Below are 16,590 nucleotides of genomic sequence, written 5' to 3'. Positions count from 1 at the left end.
TGCTTGTATATCTTCTCAATCTTCTTCAGAAATTAATACAGCATTATTTCTTTTTATTAAAGTTGGTTGATGATATAGCGTAACTTCATCAATTAGCTTATTTATATATTTAGATTTTTCATTTGTAACTAAATGATGCATATATTTTACCTTTTTATTTTAATTGATAAACTCTAAGATAAATAACTATATAAATTTTTACCGTTTCTTTTTAGCCATAATTTTGCCGGTTGGTATTCAGGATATATATCCTCAACTAGCTCCCCAAAATTTTCACTATGATTCATTTCTTTTAAATGTGCCATTTCATGAGCTACTAAATATTTCAGTACTACAAAGGGAGCAAGAACTACTCGCCAATTAAAAGCAAGATTCCCTTTGCTACAACAGCTTCCCCAGCGAGTAACATGTTCCATTATTCTAATATTGAAATAAGTTAAATTACGTTTTTTAGATATATTCTCTACTATTATTTTTATTTCTGCTAATAATGTCTTTTTAAGAAATACTGCTATACTAAGTTTTTTAGTACCGTACTACAATATACTTTTAACGTAGAATCATTTAGTTTTATCTGATTTTTAGACGAATCAATATGTATTATTTCATAAGATTTACCCAAAATAGAAATCTTATCTGCATACTTTGGTATCACAGTTACATTACGACGTAATTTTTGCCTAACCGAATATTCTTTACTTAACAGAAAATTATAACCTTTCTCTAACTTTGACTTAAGAGGCAATACAAGCTCTGCACCTTTAGGCGTAATTCGTATGGCTATATTTTTAGCCTTACCACTCCTTCTTACTATAACATTTTGAGGTTCACAGTATTTAGTAAGAATAATAATATCTTCCATTTAAAATTCTATATATTTACTCGGATCAACCGCTATTCTATTTCTACGCATTGCAAAATATAACTTATGTTTTACATGTCCGATAACACTATTTTTAGTAATTTTATCACCTTTTTTAAGTAACAAATCATCTAAACTCGCATATGCTACTTCTAAATCGTCTTTATCTAACTTAACTATTACTAAATTACCAAATTGTTTATTAAAACCTGAATATATTACCGTTCCTGCGGCTATCGATTTAACGTCGCTATATTCTTTAACTGCAATATCTATCCCTTTACTTTTACCGTCTTTAAACTCGGTAAGCATTACACCGTTTAACGGTTTTACAAAGTTTGACTGCTCTATCTCTTCTTCATATTCATTCCGAGATATAGGAATCTCAATATCATCATTATAACATTCTATAATTTTCGCCTTTGGTTCTTCGAGTATACCGCTAACTTTTTCTGATACGGTATCGTCTTCCATAGTTCTTTGAACTATCAACCCCTCATCGTGTTCTAATGCGGTAGAATTATTATTTGCAGTTACATCTCCTACTTTATACTCAATTGGAGCAGGCGGCTGTTCAACACAAGCAACTAAACAAAAACATATAACGATACTAAGTACAACAGGATATTTCATATATTGAACAAAACTATTATTTACATTAGAAAACAAATCTGACATAGTATATAATTTTTGTTATTATTTTCCATCAAAAAATTAACTATGCAAACTTATAATATTGTCATAGCTAGTGATCACTCAGGTTATGAGCTTAAGTCTGAAATTATCAATTATTTAGAACAGAAATCTTTAAAGGTTTGTGACTGCGGAACGAATAATACGCAAACCGTCGATTATCCTGATTATGCTAAGAAAGTAGTAGATATTATTATTGAAAAATCAGCTCCTATCGGTATTTTAATTAGTGATACAGGAATTGGTATGTCTATAGCCGCTAATCGTAGCTCGGAAATAAGAGCAGCTTTGTGCAATAATATGTTAACCGCTGAAAACGCTAAAGCTCATAATGATGCTAATATCTTAATACTCGGAGCAAAAACCATAGATCACAAAATAGTGTTTGATATTATAGATAAGTTTTTAACCACTAAATTTGAAGGCGGTAGACATAACGTTAGATTGTTAAAAATAAAATAAAAATATATTGACGTTACTCACATTATCTAATTATGTTTCACATAGTACTCATGTAAAAATAATGAAATGAATCGACAAGATTTTCATATACATAAAAGACTAAATCTTAATCCTCTAGTAATTGCAGAAATTTATACAACAATTTCTGCAATTGAAGGAGTAACAAATAGTTGCTATATTACGGAACAAATCTTACTTTACACACTAGATCATCTTACACGTTCAGTAATTATCATTTCAACCGGCTCCTCCAATCGTATTGAATGTCATAAACTTACTGATTAGCAAGTCGAAAGTCTATACAAAAATCTAAGTGTTAAAAAATTTAAGACTCATGAGGAGCAGGAAATAGTTGGATATTTAAAGTACCTTGAATTTATCTTGAATAATTATGCAGAAATTAGTATTACGGAATCATTTATATTAAAGTTACACAATTATATGTTGGTTCATAGTGAAAAAGACGCAAGACATAAAGGAAATTATAAATTTGGACCAAATCGTGTAGAAGCAAAAGATCCTAATGGCAATGTAGTCGGTACAATATTTGATCCAACTCCACCTTCTTTAGTAAAAAACGAAATGCAGGAGTTAATAGATTAGTACAATTGGACGGGTGATAGTAAAACTAAGCACCCTGTAATCATTATTGCTAATTTTATTTTCGAGTATTGAGCCATTCACTCATTTCAGGACAGAAATGGTAGAACAAGTAGATTACTAACTAATTTATTGCTTTTAAAGCATGGTGATTTATTTCTCATGAACACATTATCGAAGCAAAGAAAATTGATTGTTACATTGCACTTAATAAAACTCAAGCTACATGGAAGACAAAATCAGAAGATATTACCACTTGGTTGATTTTTTCAATGTGGTTAAATCATAAAGTACTATGGCATTATCAATAATTAAAAATGATAATATAGAGTATTGGTTATCTGCAAAATAACTAATGATGTGGAATTGGATTAATACAAAATAAATTAACGAATTTAGTCGTAAAGACGCTGTAAATGCACTTGGTTTTCCTGAACGAACTGTTGAGTCTATAATAAAAAATTATCTAATTTAAAACGTTTAGAGCGTCTTGGACAAGGAAAAGCGACACGTTATAAGCTATTAATATTGACGATATTAAGATGCTATTCTAGTAAACAAATTTTAACCGATAATGTAGTTCTTTGCAGCTATGGTTCTGCGTATGATTTCTAAATAGCCTCTAAGAGCAAATAGCGGGCACAAGCCTAAACATTGTTAATTCGCTTGCAGCTTTATCAAAAGTAACAGTATAATTACGATCATTAAATATATTCAGCTTACCTATTATAATATATCAGAAAAATATGTTTTATAATTTTCATATTCTAAAACAGATAACCATAAGACTTGTTGATTCTCGAAACTAAATTCAACTGTACTAAATATTGCCTTTAATAGCGAAATTATGTGACCTTTTGAATATTTATAGCCTTTTTCTAATACCCACACTAATTCACATATAACTATACTATTTATAAATATTGAATTGTCTTGACCGAAATATCTTTCTATTCATTCTATAGCTTGAATGCTTTGGACTTTATCGTCCCAGATTAAGTAACGAATGAGAATATTTGTATCAATTCCTATCATAAGAATCTTTAATAATTTCATTCATTTCATCTATAGTTATAGTATTTTTTAGGTTTTGGTAAAATATGTTTCAAGTTTTCAACTGATTTATTTATAGGTATTACCATAAAAGCATTATCTTGCACTATCAGCTCTAACTTACTTCTTGTAGATAAATTTCATTTCTCCCTAATATAACTCGGAATTGTCATTTACACTCTATGATTGAGAAATACAAGTTGTGCTTTCATAATGATCTAATTGTAAATATTTTCAGTATAAATTAATAATAACAGAAATAATTTAATAATGCAGCATTATAATTAAATTTCCTATAAAGATATATATTTAACTTGATGAAACATTATTATATATTCGATAAACCATAATATGAATAATACTGCTTAATATGAATATTCAAGAGTTTAAACAAAAATATAATTACGATGTTGCAACGAAAATGATGCAACAATATCTAGACATTAAATTTGCTCATTTAGATTGTTTACTACTATTTAGAATGGGTGATTTTTATGAGATGTTCTATGATGATGCAATCTTAGCCAGCAATGTTTTAGGTATTGCCTTAACAAAAAGAGGTAAAAACGGTGAAGAAGAAATTGCGATGTGCGGAGTGCCTTATCATGCTCTTGAGCATTACTTAACTAAACTAATCGAAGCAAATTATAAGGTTGCTATTTGTGACCAGCTTGAAACCCCTGAAGATGCAAAAAATAGAGGCGGCTATAAAGCGGTAGTTACTAGAGACGTTACACGTATTATAACTCCGGGAACTATAATTGAAGAAAATTTAATTGCTTCAGCCGAACCTAATTATTTAGCAAGTCTCGTAATACCGCAAAATAAAGAAACGGCTAGCATCTGTTATGTTGATCTTTCTACTTCCGAAATTTTTGTAGTTAATGTGCCGGAAGCGGAAATTCTGAATGAGCTGGCTCGTTTAAAGCCTCGTGAAATTCTAGTTAGCGAAAATTTAAGATCTTCTAATCTTGCGGATAGTATTTTCAAACAATTAAATTTTCGTATTACATATCAGGTTGATAGTTGTTTTGCGATTAATAAATGCAAAAAAATCATTTTAGACTTTTATAAAATGAAAGATATTAAAGGAATCGGTGAGATATCTAGCAGTCAAATTTGTGTCATAGGCAGCATTTTAGAATATTTATCGTTAACGCAAAAACAAAACATCCCTCATTTACCAATCCCTAGAATTATCAATTTTCATAGCTATATGACTATTGATTTCTCTACTAGACACAACCTTGCAATTGTAATAAACTCGCAAGGCAGCTCGAACGGAAGTTTACTAAACACCATCAATCATACGGTTACTAAACAAGGTGGACGTTTACTATATAATTTTCTTTCCAGTCCTTTAACCAACATTGCTAAAATAAATCATCGTTTAAATATTACCGAGTTCTTTTATTCTAACTTAGAAATAGTACAAAGGATTAGAGAACTTCTAAAAAAAACTAGTGATATAGAACGCTGCCTAACACGTATTACAATGAACAGAAGTTCAGGTTGTGATTTACTTAGTATTAAATATACCTTGGAAGCTGCAACGATTATTAAAGGAGTATTTTTTGACGCTTACGGTTTTAATTTACCTGATTTTATCGAAAAAATCATCAAACCTCTCGCAGGCGATGCAGAATTATATCATTTAATAGACGAGAGCATAAGAGCAGATGTACCAAATAATTTAAATGACGGAGGTATAATAAAACATGAATACCATCCGAAAGTAGCTCAATTACATGATTTAATTAATAACAGAAAGTTACATATTGAAAAGCTAAAAGATCAATATCGCAAAGAAACTGGCATAGACAGTTTAAAAATATCTCATAATAATGTTATAGGGCTTTTTATCGATATTACCGCTAAAAATGTTAATAAAATCCTTGATCCCAAATTTATTCATCGTCAAACAACGGTTAATAATGTCCGTTACACTACTACTGAACTACAAAAGCTTGAAAGCGAGTTAGTCAACGCTAAAACCTTAGTAATAAGCTTGGAAAAAGCATTATATGCCGATATTTGTAGCCAAGTAATCAAAAAAGCTGCCTATTTACGAATGCTTGCAAGCTCCTTAAGCGTGCTTGACGTATTTTGTAATTTTGCTTACATCGCTGATGAATATGATTATGTTAAGCCTGAATTAACCGATGATTTAAGCTTTGATATCGTTAAAGGACGGCATCCTGTAGTAGAGAAAGTACTACAACGAGAAAGCAAAAGCTTTGTATATAATGACTGTCATTTATCGGAACTTAAGCGTATTTGGTTAATTACCGGTCCTAATATGGCAGGTAAAAGTACTTTTTTACGTCAAAACGCCATTATTGCAATCATTGCTCAAATAGGTTCGTTTGTGCCTGCTAAAAGTGCCAAAATAGGGGTAGTCGATAAAATATTTAGCCGAATAGGTGCTGCTGATGACTTAATTAAGGGACAATCAACCTTTATGGCAGAGATGCTTGAAACCTCAGCAATTCTTGCTCAATCTACAAAAAACTCACTAATAATACTGGATGAGGTAGGTAGAGGCACATCCACTTATGACGGTGTATCTATAGCGTGGTCGGTGCTTGAATATATCCATGATAAGCTAAAATGTCGCTGCTTGTTTGCTACGCACTATCATGAACTTACTGTTATGAATAATTTCCTGCCGGCTTTGCAAAATTATACTATTGCTATTGAGGAGTCAGGTAAAGATATTCTATTTTTACATAATATTATATCAGGTGCTGCTGATAGATCTTACGGTATTCATGTTGCAGCTCTAGCAGGACTCCCTGCTAGCGTTATAAACAGAGCTGAGCAGATTCTGCTTAAATTTGAGAAAACTTCTACCGGTAAAGGAAAAAATATTTTATCAACGGAATCAAATAATTTGCGCTTGTTCAATCTTGAACATAATCAAACTACTATAAGAAGTAAATTAGAGGAACAATTTAGAACTATCGACCCTGATCAATTATCCCCTAAAGCAGCACTTGAGTTGATTTATGAGTTGAAGAAGTTAGCTTAAGATCTCATTCCTGCGAAAGCATGGATTCAGTAGTCTGTATTGTCATACCGCGACTTGATCGCGGTATCCAGTAATATTGAACTACTACAAATGTTTCTAATGGATACCGTGGTCAAGCCAAGGTATTACAGGCTGGATACTTTTCCAACCAATATTTACCGCAAGCGAAAAAATTAGGATTAGCGAAATTTTCTTTACCGTAAGTAATTTCTTGTCCATGTGTATCTAAAATATTACCGCCGCCGGCTTTAATTAAAGCATGACCTGCAGCTATGTCCCATTCCATAGTTTGACTGAATTGTGGATATATATCAGCTGCCCCTTCAGCAATTAAGCATAATTTAATTGAACTGCCTATTTCATTTATTTGACCGAATGAATACTTACTTAAAAATTCTTTAGTAGCTTTATTTGAATTATAAAAACCTATTACCGCATTAAGCTCTTCATGTTTTGGTTCATGATTAACAAATATTTCTTTAGAATTCTGTTCGATTTTTAACCGACCGTTCACATCGGTATAATATAGCTTTGCCGTTTCAGGGTGATATATCAAGCCTATGGTTGGAAAACCGTTTTCAATAAGCCCTATATTTACCGTATATGTACTTTTACCGTCTACATAGCTCCGTGTCCCATCAATAGGATCGATTAACCAAAAAGTATCACTGCTTAATATAGGTAGCGGCTGCTCTTCACATACTATCGCTATTTGAGAGGTTAAGCTTCGTAAAGTTTGATAAATTATTTTACTAATTTCCTTATCGGCATTAGTAACTACTGACCCATCTGATTTAATATCAGTCAATATTCCTGCCTTTTTTATATCTAGTGCAACCTTGCCGGTATTAATAATTAAATCTTTTAAAGCGGCTATTAAGTTATTATTCATATTATTTATTAAATGCGAATTATGTCATTCATGCGTATGCATTGCCATTATGGATACTAAAAATTGGCATTGCAAAGAGCGAAGCTTTTCTGCAATCTAGTTTTAATTTCATGAAATTGCCACGCTGCTTACAGTTGCGGAGTTGTTGCGCGGATACCACCACGTCATCATGAACAGTCGTAGACTGCATGGCAACCAAGAAAAACAATAAAAATTTCTGTACATTAGAATTTTTACTGGATTGCTTCGTCAAAACTGACAGTTTTGCATCGCAATGACGATTTCTCAATAAAATATTACTTATGTAATTTGCTATCGGGAATGTTTAACATCTCGCTAGCTACATCATCTTCTAACCACTGACCGGTATTTAAAAACGTAGATTGCTGCAACTCAGCGATTCGATTATCAGGTGATCCAGGTAACATTTGCCACCCCAAATATTCAATTCCATAATATCCTATGTCAACCATGCTTAAATAAGAGTCCATATTTTCTAAATCTTTTTTATTATTCGCAAAAATTACTATTTTTGTAGGTTGTTTCGGTATAATTTTTAAGAACTCTATAAGCGTTTTTACTTTATTTATATTACCGGTAAATATTATACCTAAATAAAAAATAGGGGCACCAGCATCACTTGGGTTAAATCGAAATACATCTTTATCATTAACTTTATTAGTAAAATTAATATTGAGACCGTAAAGTACGGTATATAACCATCCTTCATAATTTTCAATTAAATTATATGGAGCAGTTATTTCTTGAATACCTAAAACTGTTGCACCTTGCTGTTTCATCTTATTAATTAAATCTACCCATTTAGATTCAACAAGAATCATTTGACGCTGCACTATCAATTTTGCAATAGTTTTATTCACTGATGCATTATCCGCTGCAAGACTATATAAATATTTAGTAAAATTTATATAAGAATTATCCTGATATCGAAATAATTTGGATTTCGGTGTTATGATAGTATTATCTATATTTATAAGTACCAGCGTATCTGCATCTATCTTCGGTAATAAATTTTTCATTGTTACCGAATCTACAGAGTAAGTAGGAATAATTTGACCATAACTTACACACGAAATAACTAAGCAAAGTAAGCTCAATAACACTTTATTGATTTTTATCATAAGGATTTTTATCTTTTATCTTGTTAGTTTTTAGAGTCGGATTATTTCTTTTTATCTTATTTATTTGAGGTATTAAATCAGTAATGATTTTAGTATAATATGCAGCATCTTTATTTTTCGGGGTATTGTTATTATTATAATAATAACCAATAAATAATATATTAGAACTATAACTATTAAGTTGAAACTCCATTGATTTTAATAATTCTATGTTACTGCTAATTATTATAAAAGCTTTAGGCATAAAGCCCATGTAAATAAGGAAATTGAGCATCATTTCTGCTTCCGATATATTATTATTCGTCAATATACCCTTATAAAATACCGGATAAGTATTAGAAAAACTGTCTAAATTGTTAAAAATAACATAATTATTGTTTGGAAAACTATTTGAAAAATCAATATCAAAATTTTTCTTTAAATAATCGGCAAACCATATTTCAAATTTAGGAATATTATTAAAATTACCGGTAAATCCATGATTTACTGCTATTATAGGGATTTTACTATTACTCATTTCATTTACAAAATTTGGAAAATCAGATTCTTGTAGTTCTTTCTTATAACTATCATTAGTTAAAATTAATTGGTCTATATAAATAGCTTTTGGATTTTTATTAATATTACGCACAAGAGGAGTTAGTGTAAGATAAATATCTTTGTCAATTTGTTCACCTATAGGCACTAAAGACTTAAACAAAAATTTATCTAAAACTGTTACTACTAATAAATCCTGAGGTACATAATTTTTATTGTAATTGTCTTTAAAATCTTGTTTTATTTTATCTAAGTTATCTACTTCGATAATCTCTGCTTTAACTAAGGAAGTAATAAATAATAGAAAGATAAATAAAGATTTTTTGAATATCATCATAATTTTTAAAATTTTATTATTGTATAGGATAGACGAAGTGTAATTTGGAACAGAGCAATGAGTCTACAAAGCGATGAGCGGAGTGTATACCTAACACGTGAGCACCACAAAACTTATAGGACGACGTTGCCAATTTTTCAAATTAAACGAGTATATATTAGTGTTACCACATCATAATGCTAATATCAATCCATATTAAACTATAATACGATAAATATGTTCAGAAGTTTTTTTAGTTCGCTTTGCGGCGTCATAGGAAATGCATTGGACGGTGGTATATTTTCAAGCGTAGGTAGATTTGCCGGTAAAATGCTTGGTGAGTATTTAGATCAATTAAATCACGCACCGATAGAATATGACAATATTAAAAATTTCAAAGAAAGTTTTAAATATGTAACAGCTAATTACGGTGCAGCTATACCGTTAATTTTCGGTACTGCAAGAGTTAACGAAAAAATAATTTGAGCAGATCAAATTAAATAGATAGAACATAATACTCCGCATAAAGAATATTTTTCTTATTTTCATAACTTAAAATCCGTTACTAATTTCACTGAATATAGCTCTTTCTTTTCTTTTGCAGTTAGTATTTGCAAGGGATACATTACCGAAATTAACAGAGTATTAGTATGTGATGAGGTAATAAATTTAGGTAAGTATAATTTGAGATTATATAAAAGCTCAGAAACACAATCACCCAATCCTTTAATTGAAAACTATCTCAGCAGCGACAAAACGCCTGCTTTGAGATCTCTTAGCTATATAGTATTTGAGGAACTACTTCTAGAAGATTGCAGCAATATTATTCCAAATTTTTCATTTGAAGCAACAAGAAAACCCAATATTTATCTGCCTAATAATTATACAAAGCTTGAAAATTTAATCAGTACCAATTAACATGATACCCGGCTCAGGTGAATTTGTTTATAATACGGAAGTACAATATAAAACTCAAGCAAGTTTTTACAGCGGTGTTATAAGCCATGAGGCTATTAATTCCCATTATCATTATAATATTGCAGATAGTTTATGTAGTCTTAATCAACTACAAAATACCTGACCTAATATTAAATGGATGGCACCGGTATTTTCTTGGTTCGGCGATAGTTTAAACATAGGGCACTGCCGTATGAAACCGGCTATAGAGTTTAACAACCACATAACCTCATATTCATGTACTTGGCAAGTAGGTCGTTATAATAGAGAGAATGCTAACATTATCTCTAAAGATGAACATAACAACCCTAATTACGGCGGCACGGTTAATGATGCTAGTGTAGTGCGTTACCTAATAGAGATTAAAAGACATAATTTAACAATTATGTTTTATCCAATGTTTTGCATGAATCTATCAGGTCAACCATGGCGTGGGCATGTAACAGGTTCTGCAAATGCAGCAAGTAATTTTTTTCATAAAGCGGACGGTTATAATAACGTCATTCTGCACTATGCAAGGCTTGTTAAAGGTTACGTTGATGCTTTTATAATCGGCTTAGAACTAATCGGTATAACTTCTATAAAAGATTCAGCAAATAATTTTCTGGCAGTGCTAGAACTTATCAATCTTGCGCGTTTAGTAAAAGAAATATTAGGAAGTAATGTACAAGTGACTTATGCCGCTGATTGTTCGGAATATCATCATACTAGCGGCGGGTGGTATAATTTAGATCCGTTATTTGCCTCCACTTATATCGATTGTGTAGGTATATATGTTTATTTCCCTTTAATTAGTTCTTTAAGTTCTCAGATAACTAAAGAAGAAATTATGAAAGGTGGCCACACCGGCGAAGAATATGATTGTTATTTGGTAATAAACAACCTCTATTCTGCTGCTTATGCTTGGAAAAACGTAGATTATTGGTGGAAAAACCATCACTATAATCCTGATGGAAAGCGAACGGCTTGGGAGCCAAAAATAAAAAAAATATGGTTTACCGAGTTTAGCTGTCCGTCAATAGATAAAGCTCCAAATAAACCAAACGTGTTCTTTGATCCTAAATGCACGAACGGCGGTACTCCTAAATATTCCTCGGCGGGCACGGATTGCTCACTGCAACGTACGGCTATTAAAGGATTTATAGCATATTAGCAAACCCAAGAATATATAGAAGAAATGTTTTTATGAACTTGGGACGCATGCCCCTACCATGCATGGCCTGCACGGGAATATTTGGAGCGATAATCATTTATGGGAAAAATGGCATTGAGTTAACGGCAAATTAGGCTCTTGTAGTTTTGCTTAGATAATCCTTCAGCTATCTGCCAACAGCGGTATTGACCTACAAAAAATCGATATTTCTACTATTGACGAAGTGGTAAATGGCTCTATTTTGAATAAAGTTTTATCTATAATAGATGTTATCAATGCTTTAAGAAGATTTTACTTTTTTGATATAATAGCAAGCGATTGTGAAAAAATTACATTTCTGAAACGAGGAAAAGGTAATTTATATCTAAGCAGTGAGAGCTTAATAAAGTTGAGCGATAATAGCTATTTAAAGCAAACAGAAATACCTGACGAACATATTATTAGCAAGCTTAGTATTAATTTTATCGACAGGTTTAATAATGATGATCATTCCTACTGTTACGTATAAGTAATGACAAGTAAGGTAATTAAATTCTTAATACCGATAATTTTTCATGAGTTTAAGCCAGGGGGATTGCTTGATACCTCATTATAACAAACTTAAATACCAAATGAGAATAGTAAATATACAACTACTTTCTCTAACTTATTATGTTTCATGCGTTATAGATAATTTATCTTCTTATTATTTACATGCTGCAAATATCTGGTCCAGTTTTGAGAAAACCATAAATGAACAAGTTCAATGTATTATACTTGACTTGACTTGAGATTACGCAAAAATAGCAAATTTAACTCACCGAACTTTTATAGGAAGCCTTGTTAGTTTTGATTCAGACTCTCTGACTATCAACTATCAAAATTTTGAAACGCTAGTTAATGATGATTGGAATTTGGCAGCTTTCGGTCTAGAAATTATAAAATTCAAAAGATTGGAAAATTAGATATTGATACTTATAAAATAAGCGAAATAGTTAGAGGAGAATTTACAACTCAAAACTTAGTTTGCTCTCATCTTTAACACGAAGATTTTATTTTACTTAAAAAGAATTTTAATATCATGCCCGTAGCTAGAAAATTAAAAGGTAAAAAATGTATTTTAAAGTCGGTAATATATCAACTATAGACATTACTTTCCAAAACAAAGCGGGATTAGAGGCTGTATCAAATTGAAAGAATGAGGGCAGTTATTTTAATTTCTCAATCTCTCTTTTGGTTAAACCTGTAAAATCTATAATCTTGTTTATAGGTTCTTTTATAGATAGCATTTTTTTAGCTAAGGTAATTTTTTCTGCTTTTACCATTTCCATATCTTGAGCTTTTTGGATTTGTATACCTTGTTCCATACCTTCTTGAAGCCAATGATGTGCAATACTGCCTATCATTTCCTCTTCTACTTTTGGATTTAAACATGATTTAAGTATATTTTCTAACTCTATTTTATCAGTTTGATCTATTTGAGTCAAAGAGTAACTCAAAGCACTTTTTATCTAATCAACACCGGTATTAGCATTAGCAATTATTGTCAAATAACTAGGATATTTCTTGCCATTTATCAAATAAATTAGGTTCGTTAATATATTTCATTAGAATCTGTAAAACAGCTAACCAAGGATTTTCTTTTAATTTCTCATAAGATCCCATAAATTTAAATGAGCAGTATATTTGTGATTATCATTAAAAAATACTAAGGGATATATAAACGGAAATTTCTTGGAGTTAGGATAAAAATTCGAGTGCAGCTCAGCGATATTTAACATATACTTAAACAAGCGAAAAGCCATTAAGTGATCGTAGCCACTTTGATGTTCCAGTAGTAGATATAAATAACTTTCGCTATTATTAATTTTAACAGAAAATAAAATATCCGTGATAGATTCTTTAAAACTTAGCTCTATAAAGCTATCATTTTCCAACGTTAAGTAGCAGGGGCAAATAAAATTTTTATATTCGACGGTAAATGCATATTAAAAAATTATCTAGCGACGAAAGGATTTTCTAAAGCTTTTTGAAAAAACTTATAATGCTTTATTTGTTCTGACATAACGTTATTTACAGTAGTATATTCGTACAACAGCAGAAAAATCTAATAATCTAAAATTGCAATCTATATTTAAAAAAAAATTAAAGTTATAAAAATTACTTAATATGTATATATAAAATAATTACAATATTAAGACATTAATATATACCAGTAATAAATATGTATGGAGAAATTATTAAAATCGGTAATTCTAGATGCCTACGGATTCCTAAAGCTTTTCTTGAACAATGCAAAATAAAAAGTACAGTAAATTTAGCGGTAAAAACCCACTCACTTATAATGATACATTAACGCTACCTGCTTTTAACATTTTTATATTAGTACTTAATTTAGTAATCTCACATGCTCATTCAAAATTCAATTCACCATTCATATCACCAGTACTTATAACGCTACTATCAATTTTTACATTATCAGCAATATTAATTAAACCTGCTTTACCTTAAAAATCTATAACATCACCTTTTATATTTCCTGTTGCGGTATATATCGTATCATCTTCAAATCTAATATTTGCATTTACTTTATTAAACGTAATAGCATGAATCTCTAATACTATACTCTCAACATCTATTCCTGCTTGTAAATTTATAGTATCGTTACCAGTGCTGACAAAATCTAATCCTTTTAATCTATGCCATTCCATACCTAGTGTATTATCATCATTACCATTATTATCTATTATTAAATTTTTATCGCCTGTAGTTAACTTTATTATACCGAACTTATCATGTCCCGAATACAAAGGTCCGGTTAAATTTATAGTATGATCATAAGCCTTTGCACTATTATTAAGATTTAATACTGAATCTGCATGTATAAACTTCATACCGCCGGTATTTAACTTAAAATCATCGTTTACGGCATCTAAAGCATAACTAACAGCTCCTGCTACTTCAACTATATTGATCTCTGCAATCTTAGCAAAAGTTAAGCTTTGATCGGGACAATATGCTCCTTTTTGAATATTTAACTTATTACTATTATGGATGTCTAAATTATTGGTAATAGTAACGTCCCCCTTAATATTTAGTTCAGCTAACTCTTTGCCTGCCGTACCGAGCGTTACTCCCTTAATACCGTCTATAATTAAATTATGACCATTACCATTTAAAATAACAATACCACCACCTTTAAAATTATTAGCAAACGTAATAGTTTGATCTATAGGAGCAGTTAATTGTGAATTTGCATTACCAAAATTAATACTGCTATTTGAACTAGTGATTAGAGCTAAGTTAGCATTACTTACTTCAATTAAAAAACTCTGCCATGTATTAGCATCTCCTATATTTATTGTTTTAAGCGTACCAACGCTTGCACCCATTAGCCGTTAAGGTATTGAAAACGTTTAATATACAGGTTTGCCCGTTTGCTATAATAGCATTGAACAATATATCGATCATTACCATTAAACTCTAAAGTACCGCATTTTGCTCCAAAATCAACATTCTTTGCCGAGAGACTCTTACTAAGTTGTAGTTTCCCACCATTTGTAAAATTAACACCACCTACAAATACATCATTTGCTAGAGATACATTTTGTTGTATCATCTCCTTGGATATTTATAATAGCATGGCTATTTCAAGCATCCGTCCCTATACTTTTACTTACAGTACCGTTACCTTGAAAATTCAAAATACCGCCAATCCCACCCGTACTAGGTACAACTCCATCAATTGCACGACCTTCATCTACATTAAACGTTCCGTTAGTTCCTTTAAAGTCTATATCTCCTATTATACCTTCAGGTGCTAATGTACCATCTTCTTCATAATGTACGTTACCGTTCACTAAACAACTCTCAGCTATAAGCTGAGATGTTATAAATAGAAGTGTAATCGATTAGAAATAGGTCATCATTAATAGTTTCACCTTCTTGCTCATCAATATACTGCTGTATCATTTCATCAGTAATATTACCCAAATTAACTGCCATATAACCTCTAGCCCAAAAATGATTGCCCCAATACTGCTTTCTCAAATAAGCAAATTCTTGCAATAATATTCTTGAGCTACTGCATTTTCAATACTGCACAAGTTTGCTAGGTGTTATTTGCGGTCTATACTAGATAAACATATGAACATGATCACAAGCTACTTTGCCTAAAATTATCTGTACTTCATGTTCTATACAAATACTCCTAAATAAATCTCTAGATCTCTCTTCGCTACCTTTCACGTTAATACACTCTTGCTATACTTTGGTACCCACATATTGTAAAATCATTCTAATTCGTTAATAGTTTATTTTATAATGAAATTTCCATTATGATACTATAATAATTACATTCCTCTTCCTGAGTTTTGCTTTTCTATTTTTTTTCTTTGTGCTTCCATAGCTTTTACCAATCCTTCTTTATGCTTATCTCCTTCCTGAGGTATTTGTTTACCAATATCTTGCGCCTCTTTTTTTACAATATTTGGAATTGACGGAGGAGGAGGTGGAACAGGAATACCACTCCCAGGCATTGGAGGCGGTACCGGTATAGTACCACTAGACATAGTTGGAGTATTTTGTGAAGCTTGATTAGCAGCTTCTGCTTGCTGCTGCTTTATCTTCTCTTCTTTCATACGTTTTATAGCTGTTATTCCGACCAAGTACTAATACACCTTTTGTATCCGTCGTCGTTGTTACACTGCCATAAACCTTTGCATTATCCTCCAGCGTTAAGACTGAAGTATCGGCCATAAGCTTCACCGCTCCAGATATATATTACAGCTAAGACTGATCACTCTCGCTCTTAGCTCTACTCTTTCTAAGCTGCAGTTCTTTGCTCCTATTCCGTTCATTATGCTACTTCCGACTCCACGCGATAATACTCCTATTGTATTGTTTTTTGTCGG

At 31.2% G+C, this 16,590-nt stretch carries 18 protein-coding genes and 2 pseudogenes; 8 read left to right on the top strand and 12 right to left on the bottom strand.

What is annotated here, in order from left to right:
* Positions 1-15: 15 nt before the first annotated feature.
* The 3 genes and pseudogenes from A1C_RS09070 to A1C_RS02025 form a co-directional block, all read right to left on the bottom strand.
* A complete protein-coding gene (locus A1C_RS09070; RefSeq protein WP_012149385.1) occupies positions 16-141 on the bottom strand; it encodes an antitoxin of toxin-antitoxin stability system in 126 nt (41 codons plus the stop codon).
* 32 nt (positions 142-173) lie between these two features.
* A pseudogene (locus A1C_RS02030) lies at positions 174-862 on the bottom strand (M48 family metallopeptidase).
* On the bottom strand, positions 863-1,531 hold the full coding sequence (locus tag A1C_RS02025) for a murein hydrolase activator EnvC family protein (RefSeq protein WP_041816821.1): 669 nt from the start codon (positions 1,529-1,531) through the stop codon (positions 863-865).
* A gap of 51 nt (positions 1,532-1,582) precedes the next feature.
* Between A1C_RS02025 and rpiB the strand changes: the two genes are divergently transcribed.
* The 3 genes from rpiB to mutS all read left to right on the top strand — a co-directional run bounded on the left by rpiB (position 1,583) and on the right by mutS (position 6,701).
* Positions 1,583-2,017: a ribose 5-phosphate isomerase B gene (gene rpiB / locus A1C_RS02020; protein WP_012149383.1), complete on the top strand. Its 435-nt coding sequence runs from the start codon at positions 1,583-1,585 to the stop codon at positions 2,015-2,017.
* Between the two features lie 441 nt (positions 2,018-2,458).
* Positions 2,459-2,620: a hypothetical protein gene (locus tag A1C_RS08435; protein ID WP_232279064.1), complete on the top strand. Its 162-nt coding sequence runs from the start codon at positions 2,459-2,461 to the stop codon at positions 2,618-2,620.
* Between the two features lie 1,420 nt (positions 2,621-4,040).
* Positions 4,041-6,701, top strand: a complete 2,661-nt coding sequence (mutS, locus tag A1C_RS02010; RefSeq protein ID WP_012149381.1) for a DNA mismatch repair protein MutS — start codon at positions 4,041-4,043, stop codon at positions 6,699-6,701.
* A 112-nt stretch (positions 6,702-6,813) separates the two neighbouring features.
* On the opposite strand, the gene A1C_RS02005 is transcribed toward mutS, so the two are convergent.
* From A1C_RS02005 to A1C_RS01995, 3 genes are all read right to left on the bottom strand, one after another.
* A complete protein-coding gene (locus A1C_RS02005; protein WP_012149380.1) occupies positions 6,814-7,593 on the bottom strand; it encodes a 3'(2'),5'-bisphosphate nucleotidase CysQ in 780 nt (259 codons plus the stop codon).
* 296 nt (positions 7,594-7,889) lie between these two features.
* Positions 7,890-8,735: a DUF2608 domain-containing protein gene (locus tag A1C_RS02000; protein ID WP_012149379.1), complete on the bottom strand. Its 846-nt coding sequence runs from the start codon at positions 8,733-8,735 to the stop codon at positions 7,890-7,892.
* On the bottom strand, positions 8,719-9,603 hold the full coding sequence (locus A1C_RS01995; protein ID WP_041816820.1) for a DUF2608 domain-containing protein: 885 nt from the start codon (positions 9,601-9,603) through the stop codon (positions 8,719-8,721). The genes A1C_RS02000 and A1C_RS01995 overlap by 17 nt, the downstream gene beginning before the upstream one ends.
* Before the next feature lie 222 nt (positions 9,604-9,825).
* On the opposite strand from A1C_RS01995, the gene A1C_RS01990 reads away from it, so the two are divergent.
* The 4 genes from A1C_RS01990 (at position 9,826) to A1C_RS01975 (ending at position 12,206) form a co-directional block, all read left to right on the top strand.
* Positions 9,826-10,074 (top strand): hypothetical protein, encoded by a 249-nt coding sequence (locus A1C_RS01990; protein WP_012149377.1) that lies wholly within the window; start codon positions 9,826-9,828, stop codon positions 10,072-10,074.
* Positions 10,075-10,507: 433 nt separating this feature from the next.
* Positions 10,508-10,669 carry a hypothetical protein gene (locus A1C_RS07620; RefSeq protein WP_012149375.1) on the top strand — a complete coding sequence of 54 codons (162 nt, stop codon included), beginning with the start codon at positions 10,508-10,510 and terminating at the stop codon, positions 10,667-10,669.
* A gap of 15 nt (positions 10,670-10,684) precedes the next feature.
* Positions 10,685-11,698 carry a baseplate megatron protein TIM-barrel domain-containing protein gene (locus tag A1C_RS01980; RefSeq protein WP_041816755.1) on the top strand — a complete coding sequence of 338 codons (1,014 nt, stop codon included), beginning with the start codon at positions 10,685-10,687 and terminating at the stop codon, positions 11,696-11,698.
* A 241-nt stretch (positions 11,699-11,939) separates the two neighbouring features.
* Entirely contained in the window at positions 11,940-12,206 is a 267-nt protein-coding gene (locus tag A1C_RS01975; protein ID WP_232279063.1) for a phage tail protein, read from the top strand.
* A 679-nt stretch (positions 12,207-12,885) separates the two neighbouring features.
* On the opposite strand, the gene A1C_RS08430 is transcribed toward A1C_RS01975, so the two are convergent.
* Both A1C_RS08430 and A1C_RS08425 read right to left on the bottom strand, forming a co-directional pair.
* Positions 12,886-13,164, bottom strand: a complete 279-nt coding sequence (locus tag A1C_RS08430; RefSeq protein ID WP_012149374.1) for an RpnC/YadD family protein — start codon at positions 13,162-13,164, stop codon at positions 12,886-12,888.
* Between the two features lie 156 nt (positions 13,165-13,320).
* The gene (locus A1C_RS08425; RefSeq protein ID WP_232279062.1) at positions 13,321-13,614 is read right to left on the bottom strand and encodes an Rpn family recombination-promoting nuclease/putative transposase; all 294 of its coding nucleotides are present in this window, start codon (positions 13,612-13,614) and stop codon (positions 13,321-13,323) included.
* Between the two features lie 355 nt (positions 13,615-13,969).
* Between A1C_RS08425 and A1C_RS01960 the strand changes: the two genes are divergently transcribed.
* Positions 13,970-14,188 carry a hypothetical protein gene (locus tag A1C_RS01960; RefSeq protein WP_012149372.1) on the top strand — a complete coding sequence of 73 codons (219 nt, stop codon included), beginning with the start codon at positions 13,970-13,972 and terminating at the stop codon, positions 14,186-14,188.
* Here A1C_RS01960 and A1C_RS08045 read toward each other — a convergent pair.
* The 4 genes and pseudogenes from A1C_RS08045 to A1C_RS01935 all read right to left on the bottom strand — a co-directional run bounded on the left by A1C_RS08045 (position 14,185) and on the right by A1C_RS01935 (position 16,344).
* Entirely contained in the window at positions 14,185-15,069 is an 885-nt protein-coding gene (locus A1C_RS08045) for a hypothetical protein (protein WP_012149371.1), read from the bottom strand. The genes A1C_RS01960 and A1C_RS08045 overlap by 4 nt on opposite strands.
* A gap of 258 nt (positions 15,070-15,327) precedes the next feature.
* On the bottom strand, positions 15,328-15,537 hold the full coding sequence (locus A1C_RS01945) for a hypothetical protein (protein WP_012149369.1): 210 nt from the start codon (positions 15,535-15,537) through the stop codon (positions 15,328-15,330).
* A 10-nt stretch (positions 15,538-15,547) separates the two neighbouring features.
* Positions 15,548-15,960: pseudogene (tnpA, locus tag A1C_RS09665) on the bottom strand (IS200/IS605 family transposase).
* A 69-nt stretch (positions 15,961-16,029) separates the two neighbouring features.
* Positions 16,030-16,344 carry a hypothetical protein gene (locus A1C_RS01935; RefSeq protein WP_012149367.1) on the bottom strand — a complete coding sequence of 105 codons (315 nt, stop codon included), beginning with the start codon at positions 16,342-16,344 and terminating at the stop codon, positions 16,030-16,032.
* Positions 16,345-16,590: the final 246 nt, after the last annotated feature.

This window comes from Rickettsia akari str. Hartford (assembly GCF_000018205.1).
Classification (GTDB): domain Bacteria; phylum Pseudomonadota; class Alphaproteobacteria; order Rickettsiales; family Rickettsiaceae; genus Rickettsia; species Rickettsia akari.
The sequence above is the reverse complement of the archived record's forward strand: the minus strand, read 5'-3'. Positions and strand labels throughout refer to the sequence as shown.

Excerpts from the sequence above, each read along its gene's own strand:
- A1C_RS09070 (WP_012149385.1), bottom strand. The coding sequence starts at position 141 with ATGCATCATTTAGTTACAAATGAAAAATCTAAATATATAAATAAGCTA.
- rpiB (WP_012149383.1), top strand. The coding sequence starts at position 1,583 with ATGCAAACTTATAATATTGTCATAGCTAGTGATCACTCAGGTTATGAG.
- A1C_RS08435 (WP_232279064.1), top strand. The coding sequence starts at position 2,459 with ATGTTGGTTCATAGTGAAAAAGACGCAAGACATAAAGGAAATTATAAA.
- mutS (WP_012149381.1), top strand. The coding sequence starts at position 4,041 with ATGAATATTCAAGAGTTTAAACAAAAATATAATTACGATGTTGCAACG.
- A1C_RS02005 (WP_012149380.1), bottom strand. The coding sequence starts at position 7,593 with ATGAATAATAACTTAATAGCCGCTTTAAAAGATTTAATTATTAATACC.
- A1C_RS02000 (WP_012149379.1), bottom strand. The coding sequence starts at position 8,735 with ATGATAAAAATCAATAAAGTGTTATTGAGCTTACTTTGCTTAGTTATT.
- A1C_RS01990 (WP_012149377.1), top strand. The coding sequence starts at position 9,826 with ATGTTCAGAAGTTTTTTTAGTTCGCTTTGCGGCGTCATAGGAAATGCA.
- A1C_RS07620 (WP_012149375.1), top strand. The coding sequence starts at position 10,508 with ATGATACCCGGCTCAGGTGAATTTGTTTATAATACGGAAGTACAATAT.
- A1C_RS01980 (WP_041816755.1), top strand. The coding sequence starts at position 10,685 with ATGGCACCGGTATTTTCTTGGTTCGGCGATAGTTTAAACATAGGGCAC.
- A1C_RS01960 (WP_012149372.1), top strand. The coding sequence starts at position 13,970 with ATGCAAAATAAAAAGTACAGTAAATTTAGCGGTAAAAACCCACTCACT.
- A1C_RS08045 (WP_012149371.1), bottom strand. The coding sequence starts at position 15,069 with ATGGGTGCAAGCGTTGGTACGCTTAAAACAATAAATATAGGAGATGCT.